The organism is Paraburkholderia sp. SIMBA_054 (genome assembly GCF_046534875.1).
In the GTDB taxonomy this organism is placed as follows: domain Bacteria; phylum Pseudomonadota; class Gammaproteobacteria; order Burkholderiales; family Burkholderiaceae; genus Paraburkholderia; species Paraburkholderia hospita.
Window position 1 is genome coordinate 28,551 of sequence record NZ_JAWRXV010000052.1, and the last position, 26,284, is coordinate 54,834.

At 62.2% G+C, this 26,284-nt stretch carries 23 protein-coding genes and 1 pseudogene; 5 read left to right on the top strand and 19 right to left on the bottom strand.

What is annotated here, in order from left to right; genetic code table 11:
* Positions 1–43: 43 nt before the first annotated feature.
* The 8 genes from SB822_RS41155 to SB822_RS41190 form a co-directional block, all read right to left on the bottom strand.
* A complete protein-coding gene (locus SB822_RS41155) occupies positions 44–847 on the bottom strand; it encodes a hypothetical protein (RefSeq protein WP_007743503.1) in 804 nt (267 codons plus the stop codon).
* Between the two features lie 70 nt (positions 848–917).
* Positions 918–1,376, bottom strand: a complete 459-nt coding sequence (locus tag SB822_RS41160; RefSeq protein WP_007743505.1) for a YaiI/YqxD family protein — start codon at positions 1,374–1,376, stop codon at positions 918–920.
* Positions 1,377–1,390: 14 nt separating this feature from the next.
* Positions 1,391–1,771, bottom strand: a complete 381-nt coding sequence (locus SB822_RS41165; RefSeq protein WP_079491446.1) for a DUF1090 domain-containing protein — start codon at positions 1,769–1,771, stop codon at positions 1,391–1,393.
* Between the two features lie 139 nt (positions 1,772–1,910).
* Positions 1,911–2,558, bottom strand: a complete 648-nt coding sequence (locus tag SB822_RS41170) for a TetR family transcriptional regulator (RefSeq protein ID WP_410857394.1) — start codon at positions 2,556–2,558, stop codon at positions 1,911–1,913.
* A 60-nt stretch (positions 2,559–2,618) separates the two neighbouring features.
* Positions 2,619–5,987 (bottom strand): efflux RND transporter permease subunit, encoded by a 3,369-nt coding sequence (locus SB822_RS41175; protein ID WP_410857395.1) that lies wholly within the window; start codon positions 5,985–5,987, stop codon positions 2,619–2,621.
* A 10-nt stretch (positions 5,988–5,997) separates the two neighbouring features.
* Positions 5,998–7,233: an efflux RND transporter periplasmic adaptor subunit gene (locus SB822_RS41180; protein ID WP_410857396.1), complete on the bottom strand. Its 1,236-nt coding sequence runs from the start codon at positions 7,231–7,233 to the stop codon at positions 5,998–6,000.
* A 123-nt stretch (positions 7,234–7,356) separates the two neighbouring features.
* Complete coding sequence (locus SB822_RS41185) at positions 7,357–8,934, bottom strand: efflux transporter outer membrane subunit (protein ID WP_410857397.1); 1,578 nt, start codon at positions 8,932–8,934, stop codon at positions 7,357–7,359.
* 102 nt (positions 8,935–9,036) lie between these two features.
* Positions 9,037–9,612: a TetR/AcrR family transcriptional regulator gene (locus tag SB822_RS41190; RefSeq protein ID WP_233446682.1), complete on the bottom strand. Its 576-nt coding sequence runs from the start codon at positions 9,610–9,612 to the stop codon at positions 9,037–9,039.
* Positions 9,613–9,957: 345 nt separating this feature from the next.
* Between SB822_RS41190 and SB822_RS41195 the strand changes: the two genes are divergently transcribed.
* Positions 9,958–10,581 (top strand): glutathione S-transferase family protein, encoded by a 624-nt coding sequence (locus SB822_RS41195; protein WP_410857398.1) that lies wholly within the window; start codon positions 9,958–9,960, stop codon positions 10,579–10,581.
* A gap of 14 nt (positions 10,582–10,595) precedes the next feature.
* Here SB822_RS41195 and SB822_RS41200 read toward each other — a convergent pair whose 3' ends face one another.
* The 6 genes and pseudogenes from SB822_RS41200 to SB822_RS41225 all read right to left on the bottom strand — a co-directional run bounded on the left by SB822_RS41200 (position 10,596) and on the right by SB822_RS41225 (position 16,252).
* On the bottom strand, positions 10,596–12,233 hold the full coding sequence (locus SB822_RS41200) for an ABC transporter substrate-binding protein (RefSeq protein ID WP_410857399.1): 1,638 nt from the start codon (positions 12,231–12,233) through the stop codon (positions 10,596–10,598).
* Between the two features lie 178 nt (positions 12,234–12,411).
* Positions 12,412–12,588: pseudogene (locus SB822_RS41205) on the bottom strand (ABC transporter substrate-binding protein); the annotation flags it as partial.
* A 242-nt stretch (positions 12,589–12,830) separates the two neighbouring features.
* On the bottom strand, positions 12,831–13,856 hold the full coding sequence (locus SB822_RS41210; RefSeq protein WP_410857400.1) for a succinylglutamate desuccinylase/aspartoacylase family protein: 1,026 nt from the start codon (positions 13,854–13,856) through the stop codon (positions 12,831–12,833).
* Between the two features lie 134 nt (positions 13,857–13,990).
* A complete protein-coding gene (locus tag SB822_RS41215; protein WP_007584726.1) occupies positions 13,991–14,578 on the bottom strand; it encodes a flavin reductase family protein in 588 nt (195 codons plus the stop codon).
* 1 nt (position 14,579) lies between these two features.
* A complete protein-coding gene (locus tag SB822_RS41220; protein WP_086915976.1) occupies positions 14,580–15,314 on the bottom strand; it encodes a GntR family transcriptional regulator in 735 nt (244 codons plus the stop codon).
* Positions 15,311–16,252, bottom strand: coding sequence for a polysaccharide deacetylase family protein (locus tag SB822_RS41225; protein WP_007584722.1), 942 nt, complete (start codon positions 16,250–16,252; stop codon positions 15,311–15,313). Before SB822_RS41225 ends, SB822_RS41220 begins: the two co-directional genes overlap by 4 nt.
* A gap of 288 nt (positions 16,253–16,540) precedes the next feature.
* Here SB822_RS41225 and SB822_RS41230 point away from each other — a divergent pair, with 288 nt between their 5' ends.
* The 4 genes from SB822_RS41230 to SB822_RS41245 are packed head-to-tail and all read left to right on the top strand — an operon-like array spanning position 16,541 to position 20,795.
* Positions 16,541–17,596: an ABC transporter ATP-binding protein gene (locus SB822_RS41230; protein ID WP_079503316.1), complete on the top strand. Its 1,056-nt coding sequence runs from the start codon at positions 16,541–16,543 to the stop codon at positions 17,594–17,596.
* Between the two features lie 53 nt (positions 17,597–17,649).
* The gene (locus SB822_RS41235) at positions 17,650–18,951 is read left to right on the top strand and encodes an ABC transporter substrate-binding protein (RefSeq protein ID WP_410857401.1); all 1,302 of its coding nucleotides are present in this window, start codon (positions 17,650–17,652) and stop codon (positions 18,949–18,951) included.
* Positions 18,952–18,982: 31 nt separating this feature from the next.
* Positions 18,983–19,897 (top strand): ABC transporter permease, encoded by a 915-nt coding sequence (locus SB822_RS41240; RefSeq protein ID WP_079491419.1) that lies wholly within the window; start codon positions 18,983–18,985, stop codon positions 19,895–19,897.
* Position 19,898: 1 nt separating this feature from the next.
* Positions 19,899–20,795 carry an ABC transporter permease gene (locus tag SB822_RS41245; RefSeq protein ID WP_410857402.1) on the top strand — a complete coding sequence of 299 codons (897 nt, stop codon included), beginning with the start codon at positions 19,899–19,901 and terminating at the stop codon, positions 20,793–20,795.
* A gap of 47 nt (positions 20,796–20,842) precedes the next feature.
* Here SB822_RS41245 and SB822_RS41250 read toward each other — a convergent pair whose 3' ends face one another.
* The 5 genes from SB822_RS41250 to SB822_RS41270 form a co-directional block, all read right to left on the bottom strand.
* Positions 20,843–21,556: a TetR family transcriptional regulator gene (locus SB822_RS41250; protein WP_410857403.1), complete on the bottom strand. Its 714-nt coding sequence runs from the start codon at positions 21,554–21,556 to the stop codon at positions 20,843–20,845.
* Positions 21,557–21,629: 73 nt separating this feature from the next.
* Complete coding sequence (locus SB822_RS41255; RefSeq protein ID WP_410857404.1) at positions 21,630–22,547, bottom strand: ABC transporter permease; 918 nt, start codon at positions 22,545–22,547, stop codon at positions 21,630–21,632.
* Entirely contained in the window at positions 22,547–23,662 is a 1,116-nt protein-coding gene (locus tag SB822_RS41260; RefSeq protein WP_410857405.1) for an ABC transporter permease, read from the bottom strand. The genes SB822_RS41255 and SB822_RS41260 overlap by 1 nt, the downstream gene beginning before the upstream one ends.
* The gene (locus SB822_RS41265; protein WP_410857406.1) at positions 23,659–25,239 is read right to left on the bottom strand and encodes an ABC transporter ATP-binding protein; all 1,581 of its coding nucleotides are present in this window, start codon (positions 25,237–25,239) and stop codon (positions 23,659–23,661) included. Before SB822_RS41265 ends, SB822_RS41260 begins: the two co-directional genes overlap by 4 nt.
* Complete coding sequence (locus SB822_RS41270) at positions 25,236–26,261, bottom strand: BMP family protein (protein WP_007584693.1); 1,026 nt, start codon at positions 26,259–26,261, stop codon at positions 25,236–25,238. The genes SB822_RS41265 and SB822_RS41270 overlap by 4 nt, the downstream gene beginning before the upstream one ends.
* Positions 26,262–26,284 lie beyond the last annotated feature (23 nt).

Consider the following 26,284-nt stretch of genomic DNA (forward strand, 5'->3'; position numbering starts at 1 on the left):
TTCCCCTGTTTAAGTAACTCAACGAAAGATGTTGCCAACTACCTTAAGGCTTCACATTCTCTTGCCTGGTACCTGTGGCGGCAGCAAGCCGGCTTTGTGCCGCGACGAGTTGGTCATCCGTGGTCGCCACCAGCCATAGACGTGCGTGCTCCATGATCTGGCGGTTGTGGTCCTTCAACGGGCCCATCGCCGCTGCGGCCTTCCAGACCACCGGGCCGATGCGGCTCTTGCGGCCCGAGGGCGCGCCTACCAGCAGGCAATAAGGCCCCAACGGAAGCGATACAAACGGTAGTGCCGGACTTGCACGCACGCGCCAATCGATGAATGGCGTCTCGCTGATCAGCAGCGGCGAGGGCAAGCCGTAAAGCACACTGAAATCGTAGAGCGACAGTTGCTCCCGCACCCCCGTGTAAATACGCCGGATGTCATCGACAACCGCCGCACGGATCTCGTCCTCGAACATCGGCTCCTGCGCATAGCGGGCCGTTGCCTCGCGCGCCTCCGCCTGATAGGCGCTGAAGAGGCCGAGTTCCACACAGTCCTGCACGGCGCGTTGAATCTCCGCTACAGAACCCGCCTCATCTGGCGTGCCCAGCTGCGCAGCCCGCAAGAAGCGGGCAAGCCCCGCTTCCTGGATTGCAGGACCCTCTGCGGCTACAGCATCTTCACCGTCCTTGTCGAGCGGTACATAAATATACTTCTCAGCAGCGAAACGTGATTTCTTGCCTTCATCGAACTTGATTTCGCCATCGACGTAATCCAGATAGCGCGTCCCGACTCGACCATGCTCCCAAATCCAGTTCTTCAAAAACGGGCGTAGCGGATGCAGCTTCTCTTGATCGGCCATTGAAACCTCCTGGTGCCCCAGTATAGTTCCAATTCGCCGGTTGAAAACCACAGCGAATCACATTCGACGTTCAGCCTGGCGCCGCGCGATGCCGCGCGAGAAACCGGTCCAGTTGCCCCGCGAAGGTCTTGCTGTCGCGCGGACTGAAGGGCGCTGGACCGCCCGTATCGACGCCCGTGCTGCGCAGTTGATCCATCACGGCACGCATCGTCAGGCGTTCCTCGATATTCTCGCGGCTGAACCAGCCTCCACGCGGGTCGAGCACGAAGGCGCCTTTGTCGAGCGCAGCGGCGGCCAGCGGGATGTCCGCGGTAATCACCAGATCGCCGGCCACGGCCAGTTCAACGATGCGCATATCGGCCGCGTCCGCGCCCGCCGGTACTTGCAGTGACTTGATATACGGCGAAGGCGGCGTCTGCAGATACCGGTTTGCTACGAGCGTCACACACACTTCGGCGCGACGCGCGGCCCGAAACAGCATGTCCTTGATGACAACCGGGCAGGCGTCTGCGTCAACCAGCACTTGCATCTTGTCGCTCCCAATCACTGCATCGCTTCCGTCTGAACTTTTTCGAGCTCCGCATGCGCCTCGTCGACCTTGTGTTGCCGCTCGGCGATTTTCTTCGCGCTCTTGCCATCGGCCTTTGCTTGCTGCAACTCGCGCTGGCGTTCCGACAGCTTTTTCTCCGCCGCAGCCACCTTGCGTTGCGCATCGCTGCGCAGCACGGCATCGGTGCAGTTCGCGTTCATCTGGGCGAGCGCGGTTTCGAGCCCATCGACCCGTTTCGCATTGCCGTGCGCTTGCGCATAGCTGATTTCTCGCTCTATCGAAGTGCGCTTTGCATCGCATCCGCCTGTCTGAGCCGTACAAACCATCGGATAAGCCGCCATGCCGAGCAGTAGCGCATTGATCGCCCTATTCATCGGAAGCCTCATTCGTAGAATGCTGTTCGTTCTTCGGCCTTGCGATCAGACGCAAACAATACTACTTCAAAACATGAAGGCCACTCGACAAAGCGCACGCGTTGACGAAAGCGCGCCAGAAAAATAGGCAAGATTGCTGCTATCTGCACGCCCCCTGAGCGCGCCGCAACGAAGGCGAATAGCTGAACATGCCGATGCACACGTCCGTCAGAAACTCCGCATCGCGCGGCAGCATGATCGAATCGCGTTCCAGCAGCCATTCTCGCAGCACGCCGCCAAGGAACGCATGCACGACGCTCGACGCACGCTCGGTATCGAGATCGAACGGCAGTTGTCCCCTCGCGATTGCATTGCGCAAGCCGCGCTCGAGATACATCCTTCCGTTACGCGCCGCGTCGTGTTGCCGCTCGATCACCAGCACCATGTCTTTTGTATTTTCGCACTTCGTGAACAACACTTCGAACACGCGGCGGCTGTGCGGCTCGACTACGGCCTTACCGAGGAAATACACCAGCAGTTGCCTGATCCTGCCGAGCGGGTCGGGCTCGGCGGCATCCGTGGTCGCTGCAACGAGCAGCTCCATCGGCAGCATCACGCGGTTTGTCATGGCGACGAACAGATCGCTCTTGTTGCGGAAGTGTCCGTATATCGCGCCACGCGTACACCCCGCACGCATCGCGATGTCCTCCAGCGACGTGCGGGACACGCCATGCTCCGCGAACAGCCGCTCGGCTGCATCGAGAATCTGGTCGCGCGTTTCCCGCGCCTGTTGTCGTGTTCGCCTCATCGGTCGTTGTACCGGTTCGAGACTGGCCAGGAAGCGCCGCGCGCGGCAAGTGTTCGTTCGTCAAGCCGGCGCCCCCGTCCCTGGCGTACCGCCGGGCGGCGGTCCGTCGGGCGGCGGTCCGTCCTTCGGCGTTCCATCTCCGTGTCCACCCGACGCAGCACCATCGCCGCCGTGATGCGGCATCTTGTGCGACACCTCGTCGAGCTTGTCGCCGAGCAGCCGGCGCACGACCACATAGAACACGGGAATCAGCAGCAGACCGAGAAACGTTGCAAACAGCATCCCGCCGATCACGCCCGTGCCAATCTCGTGACGTGAAGAGGCGCCCGCCCCCGACGAGATCACGAGCGGGAATACGCCGAGAATGAACGCCATTGACGTCATCAGGATCGGACGCAGCCGCAATCGGGCCGCCGTCAGCACCGCGTCGCGCAGTGTCATGCCGCGCAGCTGTCCCTCCACCGCGAACTCGACGATCAGGATCGCGTTCTTCGCCGCGAGACCGATCACCGTCACAAGGCCGATCTTGAAGTAGATGTCGTTCGGCACGCTGAAGGTCAGGCAGAACGCGAGCATGCCGAGCATGCCAAGCGGCACCACCAGCAGCACCGACGCGGGTATCGACCAGCTCTCGTACAGCGCCGCGAGACACAGAAACACCACCACGATCGACAGCGCCATCAGCGTGGTCGCCGACGAGCCCGACAGCAGCTCCTGATACGACTGCCCGGTCCAGTCACCCGCGAAGCCGCGCGGCAACTGATGGTTGATGATGTCGTTGAGCGTATCGATCGCCTGCCCCGTCGAGTAACCGGGCGCGGAGTTACCGACTATCTCGATTGCCGAATAGCCGTTGTAGCGCGGCAGCACCGTCGGCCCAAAAGCCCATTTGGCATTCACGACACTGGCGAGCGGCACCATGTTGTATGGCGCGATCGACGTATTGGCGGGCGACGGATCGACGGGTGTGACGAAGCCGTTAGAGCCGACGGCCGTGCCTGTGCTGCCCGTCGTGCCCGAACTGCTCTTGCTGGAAGACGCCTGACTCGACGATCCGCTGGCCGCGAAAACACTCGGCGTGTAGAGGTGCTGAAGCGCATCGAGCGACATCCGGAACGGCGCATCCGCCTGGATATAGACCCGCTTCACGCGGCCGCCGTACGTAAACTGGTCGATGTAGAACGGCGCGAGTTCCATCTCGAGCGTCTGATAGACATCCGTCAGCGACAGGCCCATCGCCTGCGCCTGCGTGCGATCCACCGCGATGTCCAGCTGCGGAGAGTTCGGCAGCGAGTTCGGCCGGATGCCGAACAGCACGGGACTTTTCGCCGCACTCGTGAGCAGCGTGCGCTCCGCCTCGCCAAGTTCGGCACGCGATTGCCCCGAGCGCGCCTGCAGATACATGTCGATGCCGCCGAACTGGCTCAGGCCGCGAATGGTCGGCAGGTTCACCGCGAAAATCTGCGCGTCGGGGATCGACGACAGAATGCGGTTGATCTGCGGGATCATCTGCATTGCCGTTTCGGAGCGGTCCTTCCAGTCAGACAGCTTGATGAACGACATGCCGACGTTTTCGCTCGTACCGACAAAGCTGAAACCCTCGGGCTGGAAGATGCCGACAATGTCCTTGCCGAGCGGGCTTTTGGCGAGCTTGTCGCGCAACTCGGCCATCACGTGATCGGTACGCTGCAAGGTCGAACCGGACGGCAGGTTGACGAGTGCCAGCACGAAGCCCTGATCTTCGTCGGGCACGAAGCTGGTCGGCAGCTTCGTGTACAGGAAGCCCGTCAGCACGAGCACGAGCGCAAACGCCACCATCCAGCGCGGCGCATGATGCACGGCCTTGCCCACATGGCTGAGATAGTGTTTCGTCGTCCAGTCGAAGGTCCGGTCGAACCATCGATAAAACGCATTCTTCTTCGCCTGGTGTTCGGTCCTGAGAATGGCGGCGCACAGCGAAGGGGTGAACGACATCGCCAGAAACGCGGAGAATCCCATCGACACCGCAATCGTCAGCGCGAACTGCGCGTAAATGATGCCCGTTGCGCCAGGCTGCAGCGCGGACGGCACGAACACCGCCGTCAGCACCACCGTGATCGCGATGATGGCGCCCGTGATCTGCTTCATCGCCTTGCGGGTCGCCTCACGTGGCTCCATATGCTCTTCGCTCATGATGCGCTCGACGTTCTCGATCACGACGATCGCATCGTCCACCACGATACCGATTGCGAGCACCATGCCGAACAGCGTCAACTGGTTGAGCGTGTAATGCAGCGCGGAAAGACCGATGAAGGTGCCGAGCAATGCGACGGGAATCACGAGCGTCGGAATGATCGTCGCGCGCAGGTTCTGCAGGAAAACCAACATCACGAAAAACACCAGCAGAATGGCCTCGATGAGCGTGCGGATCACGTCCGTGATCGATGCGGTGATAAAAGGCGTGGTGTCATACGGCACGCTCCATGTGACGCCTTCCGGTAGGTCGCGCGCGAGCGTATCCATCGTCGCCTTCACTGCTTTCTCGACCTTCAGCGCATTTGCGCCCGGCAACAGGAACACGGCAAGGCCGCCGGCCGGCTTGCCGTTGTACACGGGCGCCTGCCCGTAAGTCTGCGAGCCGAATGAGATGCGCGCCACGTCGCTCAGTTTGACGGTGGTGCCGTTGCTGTTCGATACGACGATGATGTCGCGGAACTGCTGGAGCGACGAAAAGAGACTGTCGCCGGAGACGGTTGCCGTGAACACCTGGCCCTTCACGGCCGGATCCGCGCCGAGCGAACCGGCCGCGAATTGTGCGTTCTGCCCACTCACGGCGTTGAGCACCTGCGTGGTCGACAGGCCGTAGCTCTGCAGCTTGTCGGGATCGAGCCAGATCCGCACCGCGTATTCCGAGCCGAGCAGCGTCGTGTTGCCGACGCCCGTCACCCGGCCGATGACGGGCTGAATCTGCGACGCGAGAATGTCGGAGAGCCGTCCCGCGTCGATCGACGCATTGTCCGACTGCAGCGCGATGAATAGCAGAATGTCCGGGCTGGACTTCGCCACGATCACGCCCTGTTGTGTCACCTGCGAAGGCAACAACGGCTGTGCGAGCGTGACCTTGTTCTGCACCTGCACCTGCGCAATGTCCGGGTCGGTGCCCGTCGCGAACGTGAGGATGATCTGCGTCTGGCCGTTCGAGCTCGACGTCGAGCTGAAGTACAGCAGATTGTCGATGCCCGTGAGCTGCTGCTCGATCACCTGCGTCACGGTCGATTCCATCGTCTGCGCGCTCGCGCCCGGGTATTGCGCCGTGACGGTCACTTGCGGCGGCGCGATGTCCGGATACGAATCGATCCCCATGCCGCGCACGGCGATGATGCCGAACAGGCAAATCAGGATCGCGATGACCCACGCGAAAACGGGGCGGTCGATAAAGAAACTCGGCATGAGCGGTCTCCTACTTCGCCATGCCGGCCGAAGCCGCTGCGGCCGATGATGCCGCCGCGGCCGGAGAAGAAGCCGCCGCGCCCGATGAACCCGGCGACGCGGCAGCCGGCGGCTGCCACGCAACGGTCTTGACGGGCGCCCCTTCATGCGCAAACTGCACGCCCGTCACGATGACTTCGTCGCCGTCGTTCAGGCCGTGCGTCACGATCCAGTTGTTGCCGAGACTATTCACCGTCTCGACGTCCCTGCGCGCCACCTTGCCGTCTCCGCCGACCAGCAGCATATAGCCGCCCGTTGTATCGCGCAGCAAGGCCTGCTGCGGGACCAGGAACACATCGTTCTGCCGGCCGAAATCGACCGTCAGCGAGACGAACATGCCGGGCAGAAGACGCCGCTGCGGATTCGCGACCAGCGCGCGCAGATTGACGGCGCCCGTCGATGCGTTCACCGTCACGTCGGAGAAATCGAGCGTGCCCGCGCTGCCGTACGACGCACCATTGGGCAACGCGATGCGCACCGAGACCTGGTTCTGCTGCGACAGGTCGACGGTGCCGCCCGTTTGCGATTGTTGCAGCGTCGCGAGATCGGCTGAGCTGATGGTGAAGTTCACGTACATCGGGTCGATCTGCTGGATCGTCGTCAACAACGTGCCGTTGCCGCCCGAGTCGGTCGTGCTGCTGCCGACTACCGCGCCCGCCGTCACCTGCTGCTGGCCGGCGATGCCGCTGATCGGCGCCGTCACGCGCGTGTAATCGAGCGAGATGCGCGCGCTCTGCACCGTCGCCTCGTCGGCCTTCACCTTGGCGGCCGCGCTGCGCTCGGCGGCGTCGGAGTTGTCGACGGTTTGCTGCGAGATCGAACCGACGGGCAGCAGCTTGCGGTTGCGCTCGGCGGTGATGTGATCGTTGATGTAGGTAGCGCGGTCCTGGGCCAGGATCGCGAGATCGTTGTCGAGCTGCGCGCGATAGAAGGTCGGATCGATTTCGAATAGCAGCTGTCCCACGCGCACCTGCGAGCCTTCCGCGTAATTGCGCTTGAGCAGCACGCCTGAGACGCGCGCCGTGACGTTCGCGCTGTAGTAAGGTGAAAGCCGCCCGACGAAGCGGCGTTCGAGCGGCACCGACTGCGCTTGCACCTTCACTGTCGAGACCTGCGGCGGCGGTGGCGGCGGCGCCTTTTTCGAGCACGCGGCAAGCACGATCAGACACAGACATAACAACGACACGCGTTCCAAACGTGACTTCATGAGAACTCCGTTGTTGCGTGACACTGGCACGCGCGGGCTGCATGTCTGCATGCCGGCGCTCCCGTGTCGGGTGAATCGTGTTGAACTGCGTGCGCGTCAATGTGTCAGTCGGGTCAAACGTGTTCAGTCGGCGGAGCTGGTGGACTGCTGCGCGACAGGTCGTACAGCGCTTCCCGAAGCCGGCGCTGTCGCCTCGGCGTCCTCGCGCTGCCAGCCGCCGCCGAGATTTTTCACGAGCAGCACGTGATTCTGCGCGAGCAAGGCCTGCGTATCGCGCAGACTCTGTTGCGCCTGGATCAATGTCAGCCGCTGATTCAACACGTTTTGCTGGCTGACTGCGCCGGCATTGAACTGCGCCTCTTCGCTCGCGAACAATCGCACGTTGCTGTCGAGCACACGTGCGAACGCACTTTCCTGCGCCCGCAAATGATTCATCGACGACAGGCTGTCTTCCACACTCTGGAATGCCGTGAGCACCGTATTGCGGTAGTTAGCCACGTCTTCGTCGTAAGTGGCCCGCGCCTGGTGCACAGCAGCCGTGCGCGCGCCGCCGTCGAAAATGGTTTGCGCCAGATCCGGCCCGAGCGTCCAGAAGCGGTTCGGCACCGTGAACAGATGGGCGAGCGTGCTGTGCGCGAAACCGCCTTCAGCCGAAAGCGTCAAGGTCGGAAAGAACGCGGCTTCGGCCACGCCGATACTCGCATTCGCGGCTGCCGCCGTGCGCTCGGCGCTGACCACGTCGTAACGCCGCTCGAGCAGTTGCGATGGCAGCGACGTCGGCACGGCGGGCGCCATGAAGTGATAGTCGGGATCGGGCGGGATGCTGAACGACTCCGGCGGCACGCCCGCCAGCACAGCAAGTGCGTGCTCATCATGTTCGCGGTTAATTTCCGTCGTTTGCAGATCGGCGATCACCGTTTCCAGATCTTCCTGCGCGACCAGCACGTCGTCGTTGGAGGCGCCGCCCTGGGCGTAGGCCGTCTGCACGATCGCGAGGATCCGCCCGTAAGCGTCCAGCTGTTCCTTCAGCGCGCGGATGTCGTAGTCGGCTTGCCGCAGCTGGAAGTAATCGGTCGCGACGCTGGCCGCAATGGAAATGCGCTCGCCGGCAAGTTGCGCGTCCGACGCCTGCGCGTTGGCCTTCGCTTCCTCGATCTGACGTCGTATCTGGCCCCACAGGTCCAGTTCCCAGGTCACGGCCCCGAGCGCCACCACGCTGTTGCCCGCCCCGCCCACCGCCGACGTCGACGTCGATGCCCCGGACCCACGGCTCGCGCTCAGCCCGGCGACGTTGCCGCCAGAGCGCGCGCCGGACAGACCGGCCGTCACGGTCGGAAACAGGCCCGCGCGGTTGGCTTCGACCGTCGCGAGCGCGAGACGATAGGCGGCCTCCGCCGCGGCGATCGACTGATTCGCCCGCAACGCCTGATCGACGAGGTCGTTGAGCTTGTCGTCGCCGTACATCCGCCACCACGTACTGTCGATCGCGGCTTGCGGGTTCGCATCGGCGCGCTGCCAGTCGACGCCTTCCTTGAATCCTTCGGGAATCTGCGCTTCGGGCCTGCGATAGTCCGGGCCCATCATGCAAGCGCCCAGCGACATGACGACGACGAGCACGACGCCGCCCAGCGCCGCGAATCGCCATTGCGTTCTTGCACACCCTGCGCGCACAACACTCGACGCACGCGAAGCTGTTTTCATGCATGTGCCTCCATTGACTGGATCGGCATTCCGACAAACGCGATTTACTTCGTATGACTAATTTAATTGAATGAAAAACGAAAATGTTTTGAAAGCTTTGTTTCACCGAGTCAAGCACCCTGCGGTGAAAATCCTGACCGCCTGCTTCGCAATCAATTGACGTCTCGCTGCGCTCGGGCGCCGCGCGCCCATGAGCAGCATTCTGGCGCGCACACCGCCTAGCACCAGATGCACGAACTGCTCGGTGGCGAGTTCGACGTCGTCGAATTCGAGCTCACCGTTTTCCACCGCTGCGCGCAGATAGCCTTCGAGCGGTTCGATGCCGATAAGTCGTCCACGCTCCTGATACAGCCCGGCCGAGAGCGCGGGAAAGCGGCGTGTCTCGACCAGCAGCACCCAGTAAAGCTGGGTCATTTCATCGCGAGTGCCGATGTCGAGCAGGTGCAGCGCCGCTCTTTCGAGCACGTCGACCGGTTCGCCGCCACTCGTGACGATGTGCCGGAGTTGCTCCTGCCAGGTCCGCCCCAGCGTTTCCAGAATCGCGCTAAACAACTGCTCTTTGCTGCCGAAATGACAATAAAGCGTCTTCTTCGCCACGCCCGCATCGCGAGCGATGTCGTCAAGACTGGTCTCCCGGAAGCCAACCGTCAGGAAGCGTTTTTTGGCGCTCGCGACCACTGCGCGAAGCCGAGCCTTCGACTCGCATCGCGTCAAGCGTCCACCCGGCCCGTGCTTGCGATCTGGATTCATGGCGTCCGAAAACGTGCCGCATGGAAACTCCACTGGCGAGTTTCCACTACGTGTCTTCATTATGGGGACGTGCCATGCGCACGCGCCGACGACCACAGCCTCACGCAGTATAGTCAATGAAATCCGCTTGGGGCATTCGACAAATAACTATTGTTGTTCGTGCAATTGAATCATTAATCGCCACTTCTGGCGACATAGGTGCACGGAAATCATTCATTTGATCGACTGCAATTGGATAGGCAGCTTTCGCATTGTCATTAAAAGGGCATGGAGATGAATACGACCTATGAGCTTTACGGCGCGCCGACGGGGAACTGCATTCGCGCCGCCATCGCGCTTGAAGAAGCGGGCTTGCCGTACACCGTCCAATCCGTCGATCTTGCGAACGGCGAGCATCGAAGCGCCGCGTATCTTGCGCTGAACCCCGCGGGAAAAGTACCCGTGCTGGTTGAAAGCCAGGAGAACGGGCCGCCGGTCGTGATCACGCAATCGAACGCGATCATTCTTTACGCGGCAGAGAGGGCGCCGGGTCGCCTGTTACCGGACGACTCTCTTGCCCGATCCGTCGTCTATGAGCGATTTTTCTTTTTCGTAACCGACGTGATCGCCGTCAGTCACGCTGCTTTTTTTCTTCGTAGCGCGGGTGTTCCGGCGGGGCAAGCGCTGCTTGTCGAACGGATGTTCGCCGCGCTCGAATCGGCAGAGCGGTATGTCAGTGACGAACCGTATATGGCAGGAAAGACATTTTCGATCGCGGACATCGCGGCCTTCACGATCACTCAGTCGGTCATGTCACAACTGCCCTGGGCTCAACTGCCCAATCTGCGCCGCTGGTATGAACAGGTCGAAGCGAGGCCCGCGCTCGCGCGCGGCCTCAAGGTGTTCGATCAGGGTTGAACTACGCGAAGCCGCTAGTTCAGCGACACGCCATCGAACCGATGACTGCCGAGCGGCGAGAACACCAGTCCGCTAACACGTTTCGACGCGGGCAGTGAAACGATCGAATGCGCGACAGGCGTATAAGGCACCTGTTGCTTGAAGATGACCTGTGCCTGCTCGTAAAGACGCGTGCGCTCATTGGTGTTCGACGTTTCGCGCGCCTTCTCGATCAGCCCGTTGAATGCCGGGTCGCACCACTTCGATACATTGCTGCCACCCACTGCAGCGCAGCCGAGCAAGGTGCCGAGCCAGTTGTCGGGGTCGCCATTGTCGCCGGACCAGCCATACAGGATTGCGTCATGCTCGCCGCCCTGCTTCGCGCGCCGATTGTACTCGCCCCACTCGTAGCTGACGATCTTCGCGCGCACGCCGATTTTCGCCCAGTCCTGCTGGATCAGTTGCGCCATCAGGTGCGCGTTGGGATTGTAGGGACGCTGCACGGGCATCGCCCACAATGTGAGATCGAAGCCATCAGGAAAGCCTGCCTGCGCGAGCAACGCCTTGGCCTTTGCCGGATCATGAGGCGCGTCTTTGAGTTGCTTGTCGTAAGACCATTGCGCCGGCGGCATCGGGTTGGTCGCCACCGTGGCGTTGCCGGAGAACACCGCCTGGATGATCGCGGGCTTGTCGATGGCCATGTCGAGCGCGCGGCGAACGTCGAGCTTGTTCAAAGGCGCGTGCTGCGTGTTGTACGCGACGAAACCCACGTTGAAGCCGACGCCCGAAACAAGCGTCAGTGAAGGGTTTCGCTTGACCACGTCGAGATCCGCGGGTCGCGGGAATACCGACACCTGGCATTCACCATTCGCCAGCTTCTGGATGCGCGCCGCCGGATCCGGCGTGATCGAAAACACCAGATGCGCGAGCTTGACGTCGTCGGGCCGCCAGTAATCGGGATTCGCGTCGTAGCGGATCACCGCATCCTTCTGATAGGAGCGGAACGCAAACGGCCCGGTTCCGACCGGCAACTGGTTGATGTCGGCTTCACGGTGAGCGTCCGTCAGCTTCGCGGCATATTCGGCGGAAAGAATCGACGCGAAGCTCATCGCGAGATTGCGTACGAAGATCACGTCGGGTTCTTTCAGCCGGAAGCGCACCGTGGTGTCGTCAACGCGTTCGATACTCTCGATGTTCTTCTCGAAACCGAGATCGCTGAAATACGGGAAACTCGTCGGATACGCTTTACGAAAAGGATCGTCGGCGTGCAGCATCCGGTTGAACGTGAACAGCACGTCGTTGGCATTGAACTCGCGCGTCGGCTTGAACCATGCCGTTGTCTGGAACTTCACGCCTTTGCGCAAGTGAAACGTGTACGTGCGCTGATCGGCGGATACATCCCAACTCGTCGCCAGTGCAGGTTCGAGATCGAGCGTGCCGCGCCTGAACTGCACGAGTTCGTTGTACACGGTGTTGGTGCTCGCGTCGAAATCCGTGCTCGTCGTATGCTGGCCCGGATCGAAACCGGCGGGACTGCCCTCCGAGCAGAAGACGAGCGTGCCCGATGGTGCGGCCTGAGCGGCAGCGGAGAACACGGTAAGGCCCAGCACGAATGAAATGCGGGAAAGGATGCGCCGGACATGCGCAGGGTCACGAAGGGTTCGGGAATTCATCACGATTGGGATAGTTGCGGGTCAAATGCGGAACACGAACACAGAGAAAGCTCGCGTTACCCAGAAGTGCGGCGAAACTCGCGGCGATTGTCTCCGCGCGTCGCATCGAACCGCCAACAATTAATCCGCACATGGTTATATGCGGCGCTGCTTATCTGGCAGCGTGCAACCGAACGAATCAGAACTTCGGCAGTCCGGGTGGATTGCTCTTCGAGCGGCCCAACGCTTCCGACTGAATGCCCCAAGGCGTAAGAGACCTCGTATAGCTGCCATCGGCGATCAGACCGTTCGTCGCGACGGTGAGTGCATCGACGAGACCGCTGCCTTTGCGCGTCGCAATCGCCACGTCGGCGCGCGCGGATCTCGTGGCGTGGTGTCAACGACGATCGTGCTCATGAATCATCGACAGCGATGTCGATCTGTGTTCAGGAGCTCATACGATAGCGCCAGGTTCCGACAGCGCTACACAAGCAATTTCTATATGAATATCGTGTGATGCAGATGAATCAAATCGCCACAATTAATGATGCAACGACAGGTGAATGCGCCAATTCCACAGCGGGATTGACGTTTCAACACACGCTTTAGAAAAGCGGATCAAGTGAAAGAGCGATCTTCATCCGCCAGATGGAAGAGGCAATCTCCCCGCTTCACGAGAGCGGGTACGCGTTTGCAGACCACCTCTCCGTCGCTCGCGAAGTGACAGGTCACTGGCTCCTTGAGCGGTGTATCGGGGAAATGGATGCGCGCTGCCGGCTGACCGGCGCTAACGCGCTGTCCCAGTTCAACGAGCGGTTCATATATGCCGCTGTCATAGGCATAAACGTAGTGCCGCGCGCCCGCGACGCGCAGAAAGCGCGTTACCGCAGGTGGCGCGTCAGGAACGAGTGGACCGCGCAGCACGCCGATGTGCGCCAGGAAATGCAGCAAGCCCTGCCTTGCTTCAATCAGCAATGGCGGATTGACAGTGCCACCGCCGCCGATTTCCGCCGTGATCGAGAGTGCCCCCTGACGGCGTGCCGCCGATGCAGCATGCACAGGATTTTCCGCATGCAGAAACGCGTTCGGCAATCCAAAAGCCTGCAATGCCTGCGTCAATTGACGCCGTTCATCTTCGTCGCGTGGATCGATCGCGAGCATGTTGTTGCCGTGGTAAAGCAGCGAGCTACCGCCGGAATGCAGATCCAACAGGAAGTCCGCGCGCGCCAGCAACTCATGCTCGATGTAATGCGCGATGACCCGCGTCGGTGAGCCGGACGGATCGCCCGGAAAGGCGCGATTCAGGTTTCCGTCATCGAGTGGAGACGTGCGCAATCCCGCTTCCGCCGCAGGCGCATTGGCCATCGGCAGCAGGATCAGTTGACCCGACACGTCGGCTGCGTCGATCTGCCGGATCAGTTCGGATACGAGAATCTGGCCTTCGTATTCATCGCCGTGATTGCCCGCCATGACTAGCACGACAGGTCCGTTCCCGTTCCGTATCGATGCGACTGGAATCGGCAGCCAGCCGTATGCCGAACGGTGCACGGAATGTGGCAGGCGCAGATAGCCGGCATGCTTGCATTGCGCATCGAAATCGACTTCGCTGCGAATGGGATTGCCTGGAATTCGGGTCGAGTTCATTGCATCGCCAGGTGAAATGAATCATGTTGCTACCAATCGATATGGCGAAGCATATACCTGAAGCAAACAAAGCCCGTTCAATGGAAACTGGAAATAGATGTCAGCATTTGTTCTTTCCAAAGAACGCGTGCAACTCAAAGCTCGAACCGATCCCGCGTCGTCACATAATCGCTCGCACCGAAACGGCCAACGGGAAAGTAATGCTGCAACCTGACGCGCCAGGCGTCACGATCGATCAGTTCGTCGCGCGCGTGCAGCACCAGTACCTTGCCGATGAATATATGGCGGCTCGCCGTTTCAAGCGTCTCCCAAAGCTCGCATTCGAAGGCAACAGGCGCCTGCGCGATGCGCGGTGGCTTGACGCGCGTCGACGCCAGCGCGGTGAAACCCACTTCGTCCAGTTCGCTGACATCCGGCGAAAAGCGCTCGCCGCAGCGATGCATCTGCTGCGCAATCGCCTCATCGGCAAGATGCACGACGAACTCCTTTTCGCGCGGAATGTTCACCGCCGTGTCCTTCAACGTGCCGTCCGTCAGCCGGTTGATGCTGATCATTACGATGGGCGGCTCCTCGCCCAGCATGTTGAACATGGAGAACGGCGCGGCGTTCACCGTGCCGTCTACGCCGAGCGTGGTCACGAGCGCGATGGGCCGCGGCACGATCAGGCTCGCCATCAGTTTGTAGCGCTGGTACTCGGTGATCGCTTCGAAGTCGATTTCCATGTCACTCCATCGCGGTTTGTCGATCGGGTTCGATGCCAAGCAGTTGCGCAAGCCGCTTCTTGCCAGGCATGCGCGACGTTTCGATGCGCGCCTCCAGACTCCGGAGATGCGCCGTCATATGCGCAATTGCGCCCGCGGCATCGCGAGCTTCCAGGCAATCGAGGATAGCGGTGTGCTCGTCGTGCTCGCACGGCGCGTTGCCGACCGGCTCGTAAGCACCGACGATCAGCGAGCAGCGCGAAATCAGTTCAGTGAGATAGCGCTCGAGCGTCGCGTTGCCCGCCAGCGCGGCGATGCGCAGATGAAATTCGCTGGCAAGGCGCGCCCATGACGGCTGATCGAAGCGATGCATCGCCTCGTGCTCGTCGGCAAGCTGCTTGCGCAGCGCGCCGATATCGTCGACGCTCGCGCGTTGCGCCGCGAGTTCGACCAGCGCGCGTTCCACCGCGCAGCGGGCCTCGAAAATCTCGCGTGTTTCTTCGCGCGTCGGCTGCGCAATGACGGCGCCCTTGTTCGGACGCAACACGACGATGCCGTCGTGCGCCAGCTTTTCCAGCGCGCGCCGCACCACTGCGCGCCCGACACCGAACAGCTCGCACAGTTCCGGCTCGGGCAGCTTGGTGCCCGGCGTGAGCCTGCGATTCAACACGCCCTCGAAGATCGTTTGATAGATCCGCCCGTCCGCGTCCGCCCGCTCGCGCTTCTCGGGCCTCATGCCCGCCTGCACGGCACTCATGCGGCTTGCGCCGCGACGGGCACGGCTTCTTCTGCATGTCGCGCGATGGCGCCGGGCGTCGTGAGCCAGATGTCGTCTCGCGCACTGGCGATATGCGCGAGCGCGCGCCGCAAATGCCGCAACCGGTATGGCTGGCCGACGATGTAAGGATGCAGCGCGATGCCCATTACGAGCGGCTGCGCAGTGCGCGCACGCTGCGTTTGCTCGAGCATCTCATCGAACTGGTCGACGATCATGTCGGCGAAATCGCGCATGTCCATTTGGCGCGCCATGATCATCGGCAGATCGTTCAGCTCTTGTGGATACGGAATCGACCACAGCGGCCCGCCCTTCGTTTGCATACGCACAGGCCGGTCGTCGTGACACCAGTTGAGCGTATAGCGATACCCCGTCTCGGCGAGCAGGTCCGGCGTGCGATGCGATTCGGAGATCCATGGCGACAGCCATCCCGTCGGCTCCGCGCCGGATTGTTCGATCATGCGTGCGCGGCAATGCGCCAGCAGCGCGCGTTCGCCGTCCTCGTCCAGATCGCTCTGGCGCTGCGCGTTCGTGTGACCGTGAGCAATCAGCTCGTCGCCGCGCGCGGCACAGGCTTCGATGAGCGCCGGACAGTGATCGTAAAGCGACGTGTTGATGAGCGTGCCCGCCGGCATGTCGAGCGAATCGAACAATTCGATGCAGCGCCACGCGCCGACGCGATTGCCGTACTCGCGCCAGCTGTAGTTCAGGACGTCGGGCTGCGGAGACAGCGGCCCCAACGCCGCACCCAGGCCCTCGCCGAACGCGAAGTGCTCCAGGTTGAAGCCGAGATAGACCGCAAGCCGAGCGCCGTTCGGCCAGTGGTAGGCATCGCCCTCATGGATCGGCTGATAGCCGAAGCGGCCATGTGTTGTCAGTGAATCGAATGAACCGGACGGCTCGCGCTTGAAGTCGTTCATTGTCGGGTGTGAATGATCCGGTTTGGTTAGGTTGTGCCCCAATCCGAACGAAACCTGCACTGCGATTGCACACGCAACCAATCCGCAAGTGCTGACGATCGAGGTCCGCAATCGTGTGCAATATGCGCGCCAACCTGTCGACACGCGTTGTCAGCGGGCGTTGCGGCACTCGTGCGAGTACGTGCTGGCGGCGGATGAAATCGCGAATGGCATATGACTTGCAGAAGCTCCCGGCTGCATGCGTCGTGCGCCGTATTCCATTCGCGTCATCTGACAGGACAAACCTTCATGGTTCAGCCGGCATCAACCGTGGTTCATGCAAGCCCCGCCGACATCGAGCTCGTGCACGTTTCGAAGCGTTATGCCGATTCGCTCGCCGTCGATGCGATCGACCTGCGCATTCCCGGCGGCGCTTACTGCTGCCTGCTTGGCCCGTCGGGCTGCGGCAAGACGTCGACGCTGCGCATGATCGCGGGTCACGAGTGGGTCTCCGAAGGCGATGTTCTGATCGGCGGGCGCAACGTGACGCATGAACAACCCGCGGCGCGCGGCACCGCGATGGTGTTCCAGAGCTATGCGCTATTCCCGCATCTGTCCGCGCTCGACAACGTCGCGTTCAGCCTGAAGATGCGCGGCGTCGCCAAAGAGGCGCGCCGAAAGCGCGCGGGCGAACTACTCGAACTCGTCGCGATGTCGGCCTACGCGAACCGCAGGCCCGCCCAGCTCTCAGGCGGCCAGCAGCAGCGCGTCGCGCTCGCGCGCGCGTTGCTCAACGAACCGCGCTGCCTCTTGCTCGACGAACCGCTGTCCGCGCTCGATCCGTTCCTGCGCGTGCAGATGCGCGCCGAACTGAAGCGCTGGCAAAAGGAACTCGGCATCACCTTCGTCCACGTCACCCATTCGCAGGAAGAAGCGATGGCACTCGCCGATCTCGTGGTGGTGATGAGTCACGGCCATATCGAACAGACGGGCACGCCGTTCGAAGTATTCAACCGGCCGCGCACGGAATTCGTCGCGCGCTTTCTCGGCGGCCATAACGTGCTTGGCGCGAAGGGCGGGCTCTTCACCGTGCGCGCCGACCGCTTGCGCATCGCGCCGCAAGGCGTCACGCCGGGCACGAGCGCGGGAGAAAGCGGCTTGAGCCGGATCGGCGGCCTCGCTTGCACGGTGCGCGAAGCCGAGTATCAAGGCACGCATCTACGTATCACGCTCGATCCGCAGGATGGCTCGCCCGCGCTCGTGTCCCTGATGAGCGACGCCGACTACGATCCGCAACGTCTCGGGCCGAATGCGCGCGTGACGGTCTGGTGGGACGAGCAGAACGCCCATCCGCTCGCGGCCTAGCAAGTGCACTGACAACGACAACGCAACGACAATTTCTTTAGAGGAGAGAAGCAATGAACGACGACAAGGTGGCCGCAAACGTACAACAGGCTGGAGACGAGACCGTAGGTAAAGGTTTATCGCGCCGCACGTTCATCAAGGGCGCCGTCGCGGCTGCGGGCATCGCCGGTTTCCCGTACGTGCATGCACAAGAGAAGATCACGCTGCGTTACCTCGGCACCGCCGTCAACCAGAGCGCGGACATTGCGAAGAAGTTCAAGGAAGACACGGGCATCGAGATTCAATACATTCCCGTGACGACCGATGACGTCACCAAACGCATCATCACGCAGCCCAACTCTTTCGATATCGTCGACACGGAGTACTTCTCGCTCAAGAAGCTAATCCCGGCGGGCACGCTCGCGGGCATGGACGCCAAGCGCATCAAGCTCGCCGACAAGATCACGCCCGTGCTGACGAAGGGCGAAGTGGACGGCAAGAAGATCGGCGATCAAGGCACGGCGCCGAAAAAAGTGATGTTCCTCAAGGGCGCGCGCTCGACCGAATTCTCCGCGACGCCGACCGAGTGGATGACGCTGATCCCCACCACGTACAACGCCGACACGCTCGGCATTCGCCCCGACCTGATTGCGCGGCCCGTGACGACATGGGCGGACCTGTTCAATCCGCAATTCAAGGGGAAAGCGGCGCTGCTCAACATTCCCGCTATCGGCATCATGGATGCGGCGATGGCAATCGAAGCGATGGGCCGCGTGAAATACGGCGATAAAGGCAACATGACCAAGGCCGAGATCGATCAGACCATCAAGATCCTGATCGAAGCGAAGCGCGCCGGCCAGTTCCGCGCGTTCTGGCGTGACTTCAACGAGAGCGTGAACCTGATGGCTTCGGGCGAAGTCGTGATCCAGTCGATGTGGTCGCCCGCTGTCACGAAGGTCCGCACGATGGGCATTGCCTGCAAATTCCAGCCGCTGAAAGAAGGCTATCGCTCATGGGCGTCGGGTTTCGGCTTTCCGCGCTCGCTGCAAGGCAAAAAGCTCGATGCCGCGTATGAATTCGTCAACTGGTTTCAGGACGGCTGGGCAGGCGCTTATCTGATGCGTCAGGGTTATTACCCCGGCGTCACGGAAACGGCGCGCACGCATATGCAAGCCTACGAATGGGACTACTGGATGGAGGGCAAAGCCGCGGCGCAGGACATCAAGGCACCCGACGGCCAGTTGCTCGAAAAAGCGGGGGCCGTACGCGACGGCGGTTCGTACAACCAGCGCATGGGTGCAATCGCATGCTGGAACGCCGTGATGGACGAGAACATCTACATGGTGCAGAAGTGGAACGAATTCATCGCGGCATGACAATGCACAAGAACACGCGCGGAGTGTGAAGATGGCCTCGGTCGAGTATCTCCAGCAGGCGAAGCCAACGGCCGTGCGCCATCGGCGCGTGAGCGCGTGGCTGCAAGCCACGCCGCTCACGGTGACGTTCGCGCTGTTTTTTATCGTGCCGCTCGTGATCACGTTGATCGTCAGCTTCTGGGACTTCAACGAGTATCAGATCATCCCGGCGTTCACGCTGAAGAACTACGCGGCGATCTTCGACGGCTGCACGTCGCTCACGGACGTTTGCGTCACGTTCAAGACGTATTGGTCCACGCTGAAATTCTGCGCGATGGTCTGGGCGGTGACGCTGGTGCTCGGTTTCACGATCGCGTATTTTCTTGCGTTCCATGTGCGCACGACGGCGATGCAGACTGTGCTGTTTCTCATCTGCACGATTCCGTTCTGGACGTCCAACGTGATCCGCATGATCTCGTGGATTCCGCTGCTCGGTCGCAACGGGCTCGTCAATCAGGCGCTCATGTCCGCGCATCTGGTGGACCAGCCGCTCGAATGGTTGCTGTATTCGAACTTTTCCGTCGTGCTGGCTTTCGTGCATCTCTACACGTTCTTTATGATCGTGCCGATCTTCAACGCGATGATGCGCATCGACCGGTCGCTACTCGAAGCCGCGCGCGACGGCGGTGCGAGCGGCTGGCAGGTGATCCGCGACGTCGTGTTGCCGCTGTCGAAGACGGGCATCGTGATCGGCTCGATCTTCGTCGTCACCATCGTCATGGGCGATTTCCTCACGGTGGGCGTGATGGGTGGGCAGCAGATCGCGTCGGTCGGCAAGATCATCCAGGTGCAAACCGGCTATCTGCAGTTTCCCGCCGCTGCCGCCAACGCGATCATTCTGCTCGCGGTGGTGCTCATGATCGTGTGGGCGCTGACACGTGCCGTCGACATCAGAAAGGAACTCTGACATGAGTGTTTCGCTCAGGCATCGCGAGCGCCGGCCCGCGAGCTTCTACTGGCTCGCGCTGCTCTTCGGCCTCTTTGTGCTGTTTCTGTATGGCCCTGTGATCACGATTTTTATTCTGTCCTTTCAGGGTCCGGAAGGCGGTCTGACTTTTCCGATGCGCGGCGTCTCGATGCACTGGTTCGAGGTCTTGCGCGACGGTGTGGGGGATATCGATATCTGGGCCGCGTTCGGGCGCTCCGTCAAACTCGCGATTGCTGTCACGGTGCTGACGGTGCTGTTCTCGGTGAGCGCGGGCCTCGCGTTCAGGCGGCGTTTTCGTGGCGATACGGCCGTGTTCTACGTATCGGTTGCGAGTCTCATCATGCCGTCTATCATCGTATCGCTCGGCATCGGGCTGACGTTTCGTCTGCTCGACACGCTCATCAAGTATCTGGCCAACGCGTGGGGCTTTCAGTCGTTCGCGGATAGCTGGACCACGTCGATGGGCCTCTACACGTCCGCGCTCGGCGCACATCTCACGTGGACCTTGCCGTTCGGCCTGCTCGTGATGTTCGCCGTCTTCAACCGCTTCAATCCCGCCTTCGAAGAAGCGGCCCGCGATCTGGGCGCCTCACCTTGGCAGTCGTTCCGCAATGTCGTGCTACCCATCATCGGACCTTCCGTGATCGGCGTCGCGATGTTCGGCTTTACGCTTTCGTGGGATGAGATCGCGCGCACGTCGCAGGCGATCGGCGATCAGAACACGCTGCCGCTAGAATTGCAGGGTTTGACGACCTCGGTGACCACGCCTGTCATCTACGCGCTCGGCACGATGACGACGTTGATCTCGCTTGCGGTGATGGTGGGCGGAATGCTCATCGCGAGATCGCTCGCGCGGAAGCGGGCGACTGCGGGTTGATGCACGCATAGCGCCGCGCGGCGTTGCGCGGCGCTTTATCGGCAAATTCAGAAGTGCGCCGCCAATTCCGGCACACGCGCTCCCGTCAGAAACGCGCGCACGAGTTCGTGCGCCTGTGCCTTGTGCGCCGCCTGCCATGCAGGCGCGAGCATTTCAGTGTCAAACATGCGTGAAAGCGTGTACGCATTGGACTTGTGAAAATACGCGAGACTCACGAGCGTCACGTACATATGCAGCGGATCGATCCCCTCGCGCAACTCGCCAGCGGCCTCGCCGCGTTCGATCAACGTGCGCAGCTTGTCGAGCACGGGCGACGACATCGCGGGAATGACCTTCGATCGTTTCAGGTAGCGCGCCCGATTCAGGTTTTCCCACGAAAGCAGACACAGCAACTCGGGGTGCGCAGAAAAGTGCCCTTCGGTGAAATCGTAAAGCTGCAAGATGCCCGCTGCGGGGTCGATGGTCTTCTCATCCAGCTCAACGGCCAGTTCCGCTTCGCGCAGCTTCGCCAGCACATGCTCCAGCACTTCGACATACAGCATTTCCTTGCCGCCGAAGTAGTGATAGATCATCCGGATATTGACCTTCGCGCGACTCGCGATCCCTTCCACCCGCGCGCCGCTGAAGCCCTTGTCGGCGAACTCCTTGATGGCGATCCGGAAGATGCGCTCGCGCGTCTTTGCCGCAAGTTGCTGGCGACGCGTGGGCTCGTCCTTCGCCGCTCGGACGGGTGCGCTTGGTGCAGAGGCGTTGCGTGGCATGGTGTCGATGAATGATTGAAGATGACGCGGCGATTCGTTATGGTACTCCGCCGCGCCCCCGGCGCTCGCGCGCTCAACGCCTGAACGGCTGGGTGAGCGCAGGCGGCGCGGACTGCCGGCCAATCAGGCCCGCGACGGCGAGGAGCGCCAGCAGATACGGCAGCATGATGAGCAATGCCGTCGGCACATGCAGGCCGAACATCGGCAGTTGAAACTGCATCGCCGTCGCTGCGCCGAACAGCAGGCACGCGAGCGCCGTGCGGCCGACCTTCCAGTTGCCGAAGATGATCGCCGCAATGGCCAGGTAGCCTGCGCCGTTGGTCATGCCTTCCGTAAAAGTGTGAATGTCGCCGATCGAGATGAAGCATCCCGCCGCCGCCGACATCACGCCCGAGAACACCACCGCGCCGTAGCGAATCCGCGCGACACCGAGACCCGACTGATCGACCGCGCGAGGCGCGACACCCGTCGCGTGCAGCGCGACGCCCAACGCCGTATAGCGCATCATCACGTAGGTTCCGATCAGCACCGCGAGCCCCGCATACAGCAGCCACACTTGGCCGAATATCGGTTCGCCGATCACAGGCAGCGTGCCGAGCACAGGCGGCGACCAGTGCGCAAGGCCCGGAATCACTGCGCTCGAACGCTCGCCGAAGATTTCGCGGTAAGCGAGCGTCGTGCCGCCGAGCGCCAGAATGTTGATGCCGATGCCCGTCACGATCTGATTCGCGCGCATTGTCACGCTCAGGAATGCCTGCAGCAGCGCGAGGGGAATCACGCCGAGCATGCCGCACAGCAAACCAATCGATGGATTGCCCGTCAGCCATGAAAACGTCGCGCCGAGAAACGCGCCCGTCAGCATCATTCCTTCGACGCTCATATTGAGCACGCCCGCGCGCTCGCTCACGAGTTCGCCTGTGGACGCGAGCATCATCGGCGCGGCGAGGCGGATCGACGCGCCCGCAAAGACTGCGAGAAGTTCGAGATTCATTAGCGCGCGTCTCCCTTGTCGAGCCACATCGCGCCGCCCGCGAGCGCGATGGTGACGATGCCCTGCACGATCAGCACGAGCGCGGAAGGCACCTGCGCGACCATTTCCATGTTGATGCCGCCCGAGCGCAGAAAGCCGAACAGCAGCGCCGCCGCGAATACACCCGTGATCGAGCCGCGCGCGAGCAGGCCGACCACCAGACCGTCGAAGCCGTAGCCCGACGAGAAGCCCGCTTTCAGCGAGTATTGATCGCCTTGCAGCATCAACGCGCCGGCGAGCCCACTGAAGGCGCCTGCAAGCGCCAGCGCGCCGACGATCGACGATGTGATCGGCAAACCCGCGCGCCTCGCGGCGACCGCGTTGAGGCCCGCCGCGCGCAGCGATAGACCGAAGCGCGTGCACGTGAGCAGGAAGGCGGAACCGATCGCCAGCGCGATCGTGACAGGCAGCCCGATATTGAGGTTCATGCCGCTCCCGGCGAAAATCGCCGGGAGCTTGGTCAGATCGGGAATTTCGAGCGATTCGGGCAAGGTCGCGCCGTTCGTCATCGGCTGGCGCAGCAGCGCTTCGCTTTGCACGCACCAGTAAAGCAGCCACACGGCGATGAACGACAGCAACAACGTGCTGATCACTTCGTTGGTGCCGGCTTTCGCTTTCAGCACGCCAGGTACGCCGCCCCACAGCGCGCCCGCGGCGGCGGCGCCGAGCATCGGCACGATGAACGACAGGCCGAACGGCAAATGCGCGCATCCGCCGTACAGACTCAGCGCGGTCGCGACGATGCCGCCGATCGCGAGCTGCCCTTCGCCGCCCACGTTGGTGAGCTTCGCGCGATTCGCGATCACGAAGCCGGTGCCGACGAGCGCGAATGCGAGGCTGCGATTAATCGACGCACCGATTGCATACGGCGAGCCCCATGCGCCGTCGGCGAAGGCCGCGAGCGCGTCACCGATGGGTACGCCCATCAGCGCGATCAACGCGAGCGCCGCCAGCATCGCGAATACGACAGCCCCGGCGATCACGCACGCGACGCGCACATGCGGCAGACGCGCGCGCCAGCCTTGCGCGTCAAGCGTCGAGCCGAACAGGGTTTGCACCTTCATCTGCGGATTCATACAGGTTCTCCCGAGCCCGCCATCCACGCGCCAATGCGGCCGCGATTGATCGCCTCGGGCGTACAGGTGCCCATGACGCGCCCGCGATACAGCACGACGATGCGATCGGCGACGCTCATCAGTTCGTCGAGTTCGGAGGAAATCAGCAACACGCCCACCCCGCGATCGCGCGCGGCGCGGATGTGTGAATACACGGCGGCGACCGCGCCTACGTCGAGGCCGCGCGTCGGCTGCGCGGCGAGCAGGAACAGCAGCGGATCGAGCGTCAGTTCGCGCGCCAGCACGGCCTTCTGCTGATTGCCGCCCGACAGGCCGCCGAATAGCGCGTCAGGGCCGCTCGCGCGCACGTCGAAGCGCTGCATCAGGTCGAGCGCGGCGGCGCGCATTGCACGGCGGCGCAGAAAGCCAGCACGCGTGTAGCGGTCGAGATGATTGAGCAGCAGATTGTCGGCGACGCTCATCCCCGTGACGCAACCCACCGCGTGCCGATCTTCCGGCACGATGCCCACGCCTGCTTGCGTCAGTTCGCGCGGCGTCGCGTTCGTCATGTCGCGCCCCGCGATAAAAAAGCGTCCTGCCGACGCGCTCGTCATGCCCGCGAGCACCGCGCCGAGTTCGCTCTGCCCATTGCCCTCGACACCCGCAATGCCGACGATCTCGCCGCGATTCACGACGAGCGTGCAATCTTCGAGACGCGTGACGCCTTCTCCATCGCGCGCGCTCAGACCGTCGATCTGCAATACCTCTTCGGCAAGCGGACGCGAGTACGGCGAGCGCGCGCTAACGAGTGACAGACGGTTCGTCAGATCGGCGTCGTCCTCATCACCGTCTTTACCCGGGCGATGAATCATTGCATGCACGAGCCTGTCGATTTCGCTCGAAGGCGCCGCCGAACGCGCCACCACGCGCCCCGATTGCAGCACCGTCGCATGCGTGGCGATCCGGCAAATCTCCTTCAGCTTGTGCGTGACGAGGACCACCGCGCAGCCGCGCGCAGCGACGCGCTCGCAGGTGTCGAGCAACGCATCGATCTCGGCGGGCAACAGCACGGCAGTGGGCTCGTCTAGCAGCAGAAGACGCGGCTCGCGCATCAGGCATTTGACGATCTCGACGCGCTGCCGCTCGCCGACCGACAGGTCCGCCACCTTCGCATCGAGCGCCAGTTCCAGCCCGACACTGGCCAGCACTTCACGCAATCGCGCCGCTTCGCTCTGGCGGTTGAGCCAGCCTCGCGCCTGCCCGAGCAGAAGATTGTCGAGCACGCTGGCGTCGTCAACGAGGCTGAAGTGCTGATGCACCATCGCGATACCGTGCGCCAACGCCTCACGCGGATTACGCGGACGATACGGCGCGCCGTTCACCTGCATCGCGCCCGCATCCGGCTGGTGAACGCCGAAGATCACGTTGCACAGCGTTGATTTGCCCGCGCCGTTCTCGCCGATCAGGCAGTGCACATCGCCCGGCATCAGATCGAGCGACACGCCTTCGAGCGCGGTGAACGCGCCAAAATGCTTGCCGATGTTCGTCAGCGAAAGAATCGGCTCCGCACGTGCGACGGGAGAAGCGAGCGTGCTCATCCTTCGGATACCTTGATCTTGCCGCTCAGGATGTCGTCTTCGATCTGCTTGAGCTTCGCGTCCATCGCGGGCGTCGATTTGCAGATCACCATGCTGGAAGCCTTCGGTCCCATCGCGAGGCCGAAGGCCTTGTAGCCCGGCTGCCATTGGCCTTTCTCGAGTTGCTCGATCGCGTACTGCGCCTGGTAGCCGACACCCGTGATGCTGTACGCCACATACAGCGGGTCGGTGCCGCAACGGTCCGTATAGCTGCCGATAACGTGCGTGTTCTTTTCCTTCGCCGCCTGCTCCAGTCCGCGCAGCCCGAGGTTCAGGATGTGATAGTGGACGTCGGCGCCTTGCGCGATCGCGGCAGCCGTCGCTTCGCGAGCCTTGGCGACGTTGTCGAAGTCGCCTGTATAGCTCTCGAAGTACTTCACCTTCGGGTTGATATAGCGCGCGCCGTTGCCGAATTCCTTGCCCGCGTTGACGATGGACGGAATCTCCATGCCGCCGACATAGCTCACTGCGCCGCTCTTCGACATCATCGCGGCGGCCGCGCCTGCGACGAATGCGATCTCGGCCTGCTTCACGTCGTACCCGGCGACGTTGGGCGGCATGTTCTCGCCCTTGTTGCCGCCGACAACCGAGAACTTCACATTCGGAAAGCGCTTGGCGATCTTTAGCACAGCCGCTTGCGTCTGTCCGCCGATGCCGATCACCAGCTGATTCTTCGACGCGAGATTCGTCAGCGCCTGCTCCATGTCCGCGTAGTTGATGTTCTCGATGATCTGCGTCTTCAGCTTCGGGCCGAATTCCTTCTGCGCGGCGACCACCCCGTCGTAGCCCGATTCCATCCAGCCCTTGTCCGTCTTCGAGCCAGGAATCAGCACGCCGACGCGCATCGCGTCATCGGCGGCGTGCGCGGCGGGAATGAAGAACGAGGGCGCGGCGAGTGCGACGATTCCCGCCACGACGAGCGCGCGAGCCACGAGCCGACGGCGCAGTTTTCCGTTCGATGCCTGTTGCGAACCGATCATCATTGGCACTCCTTTTGCGTTGGATT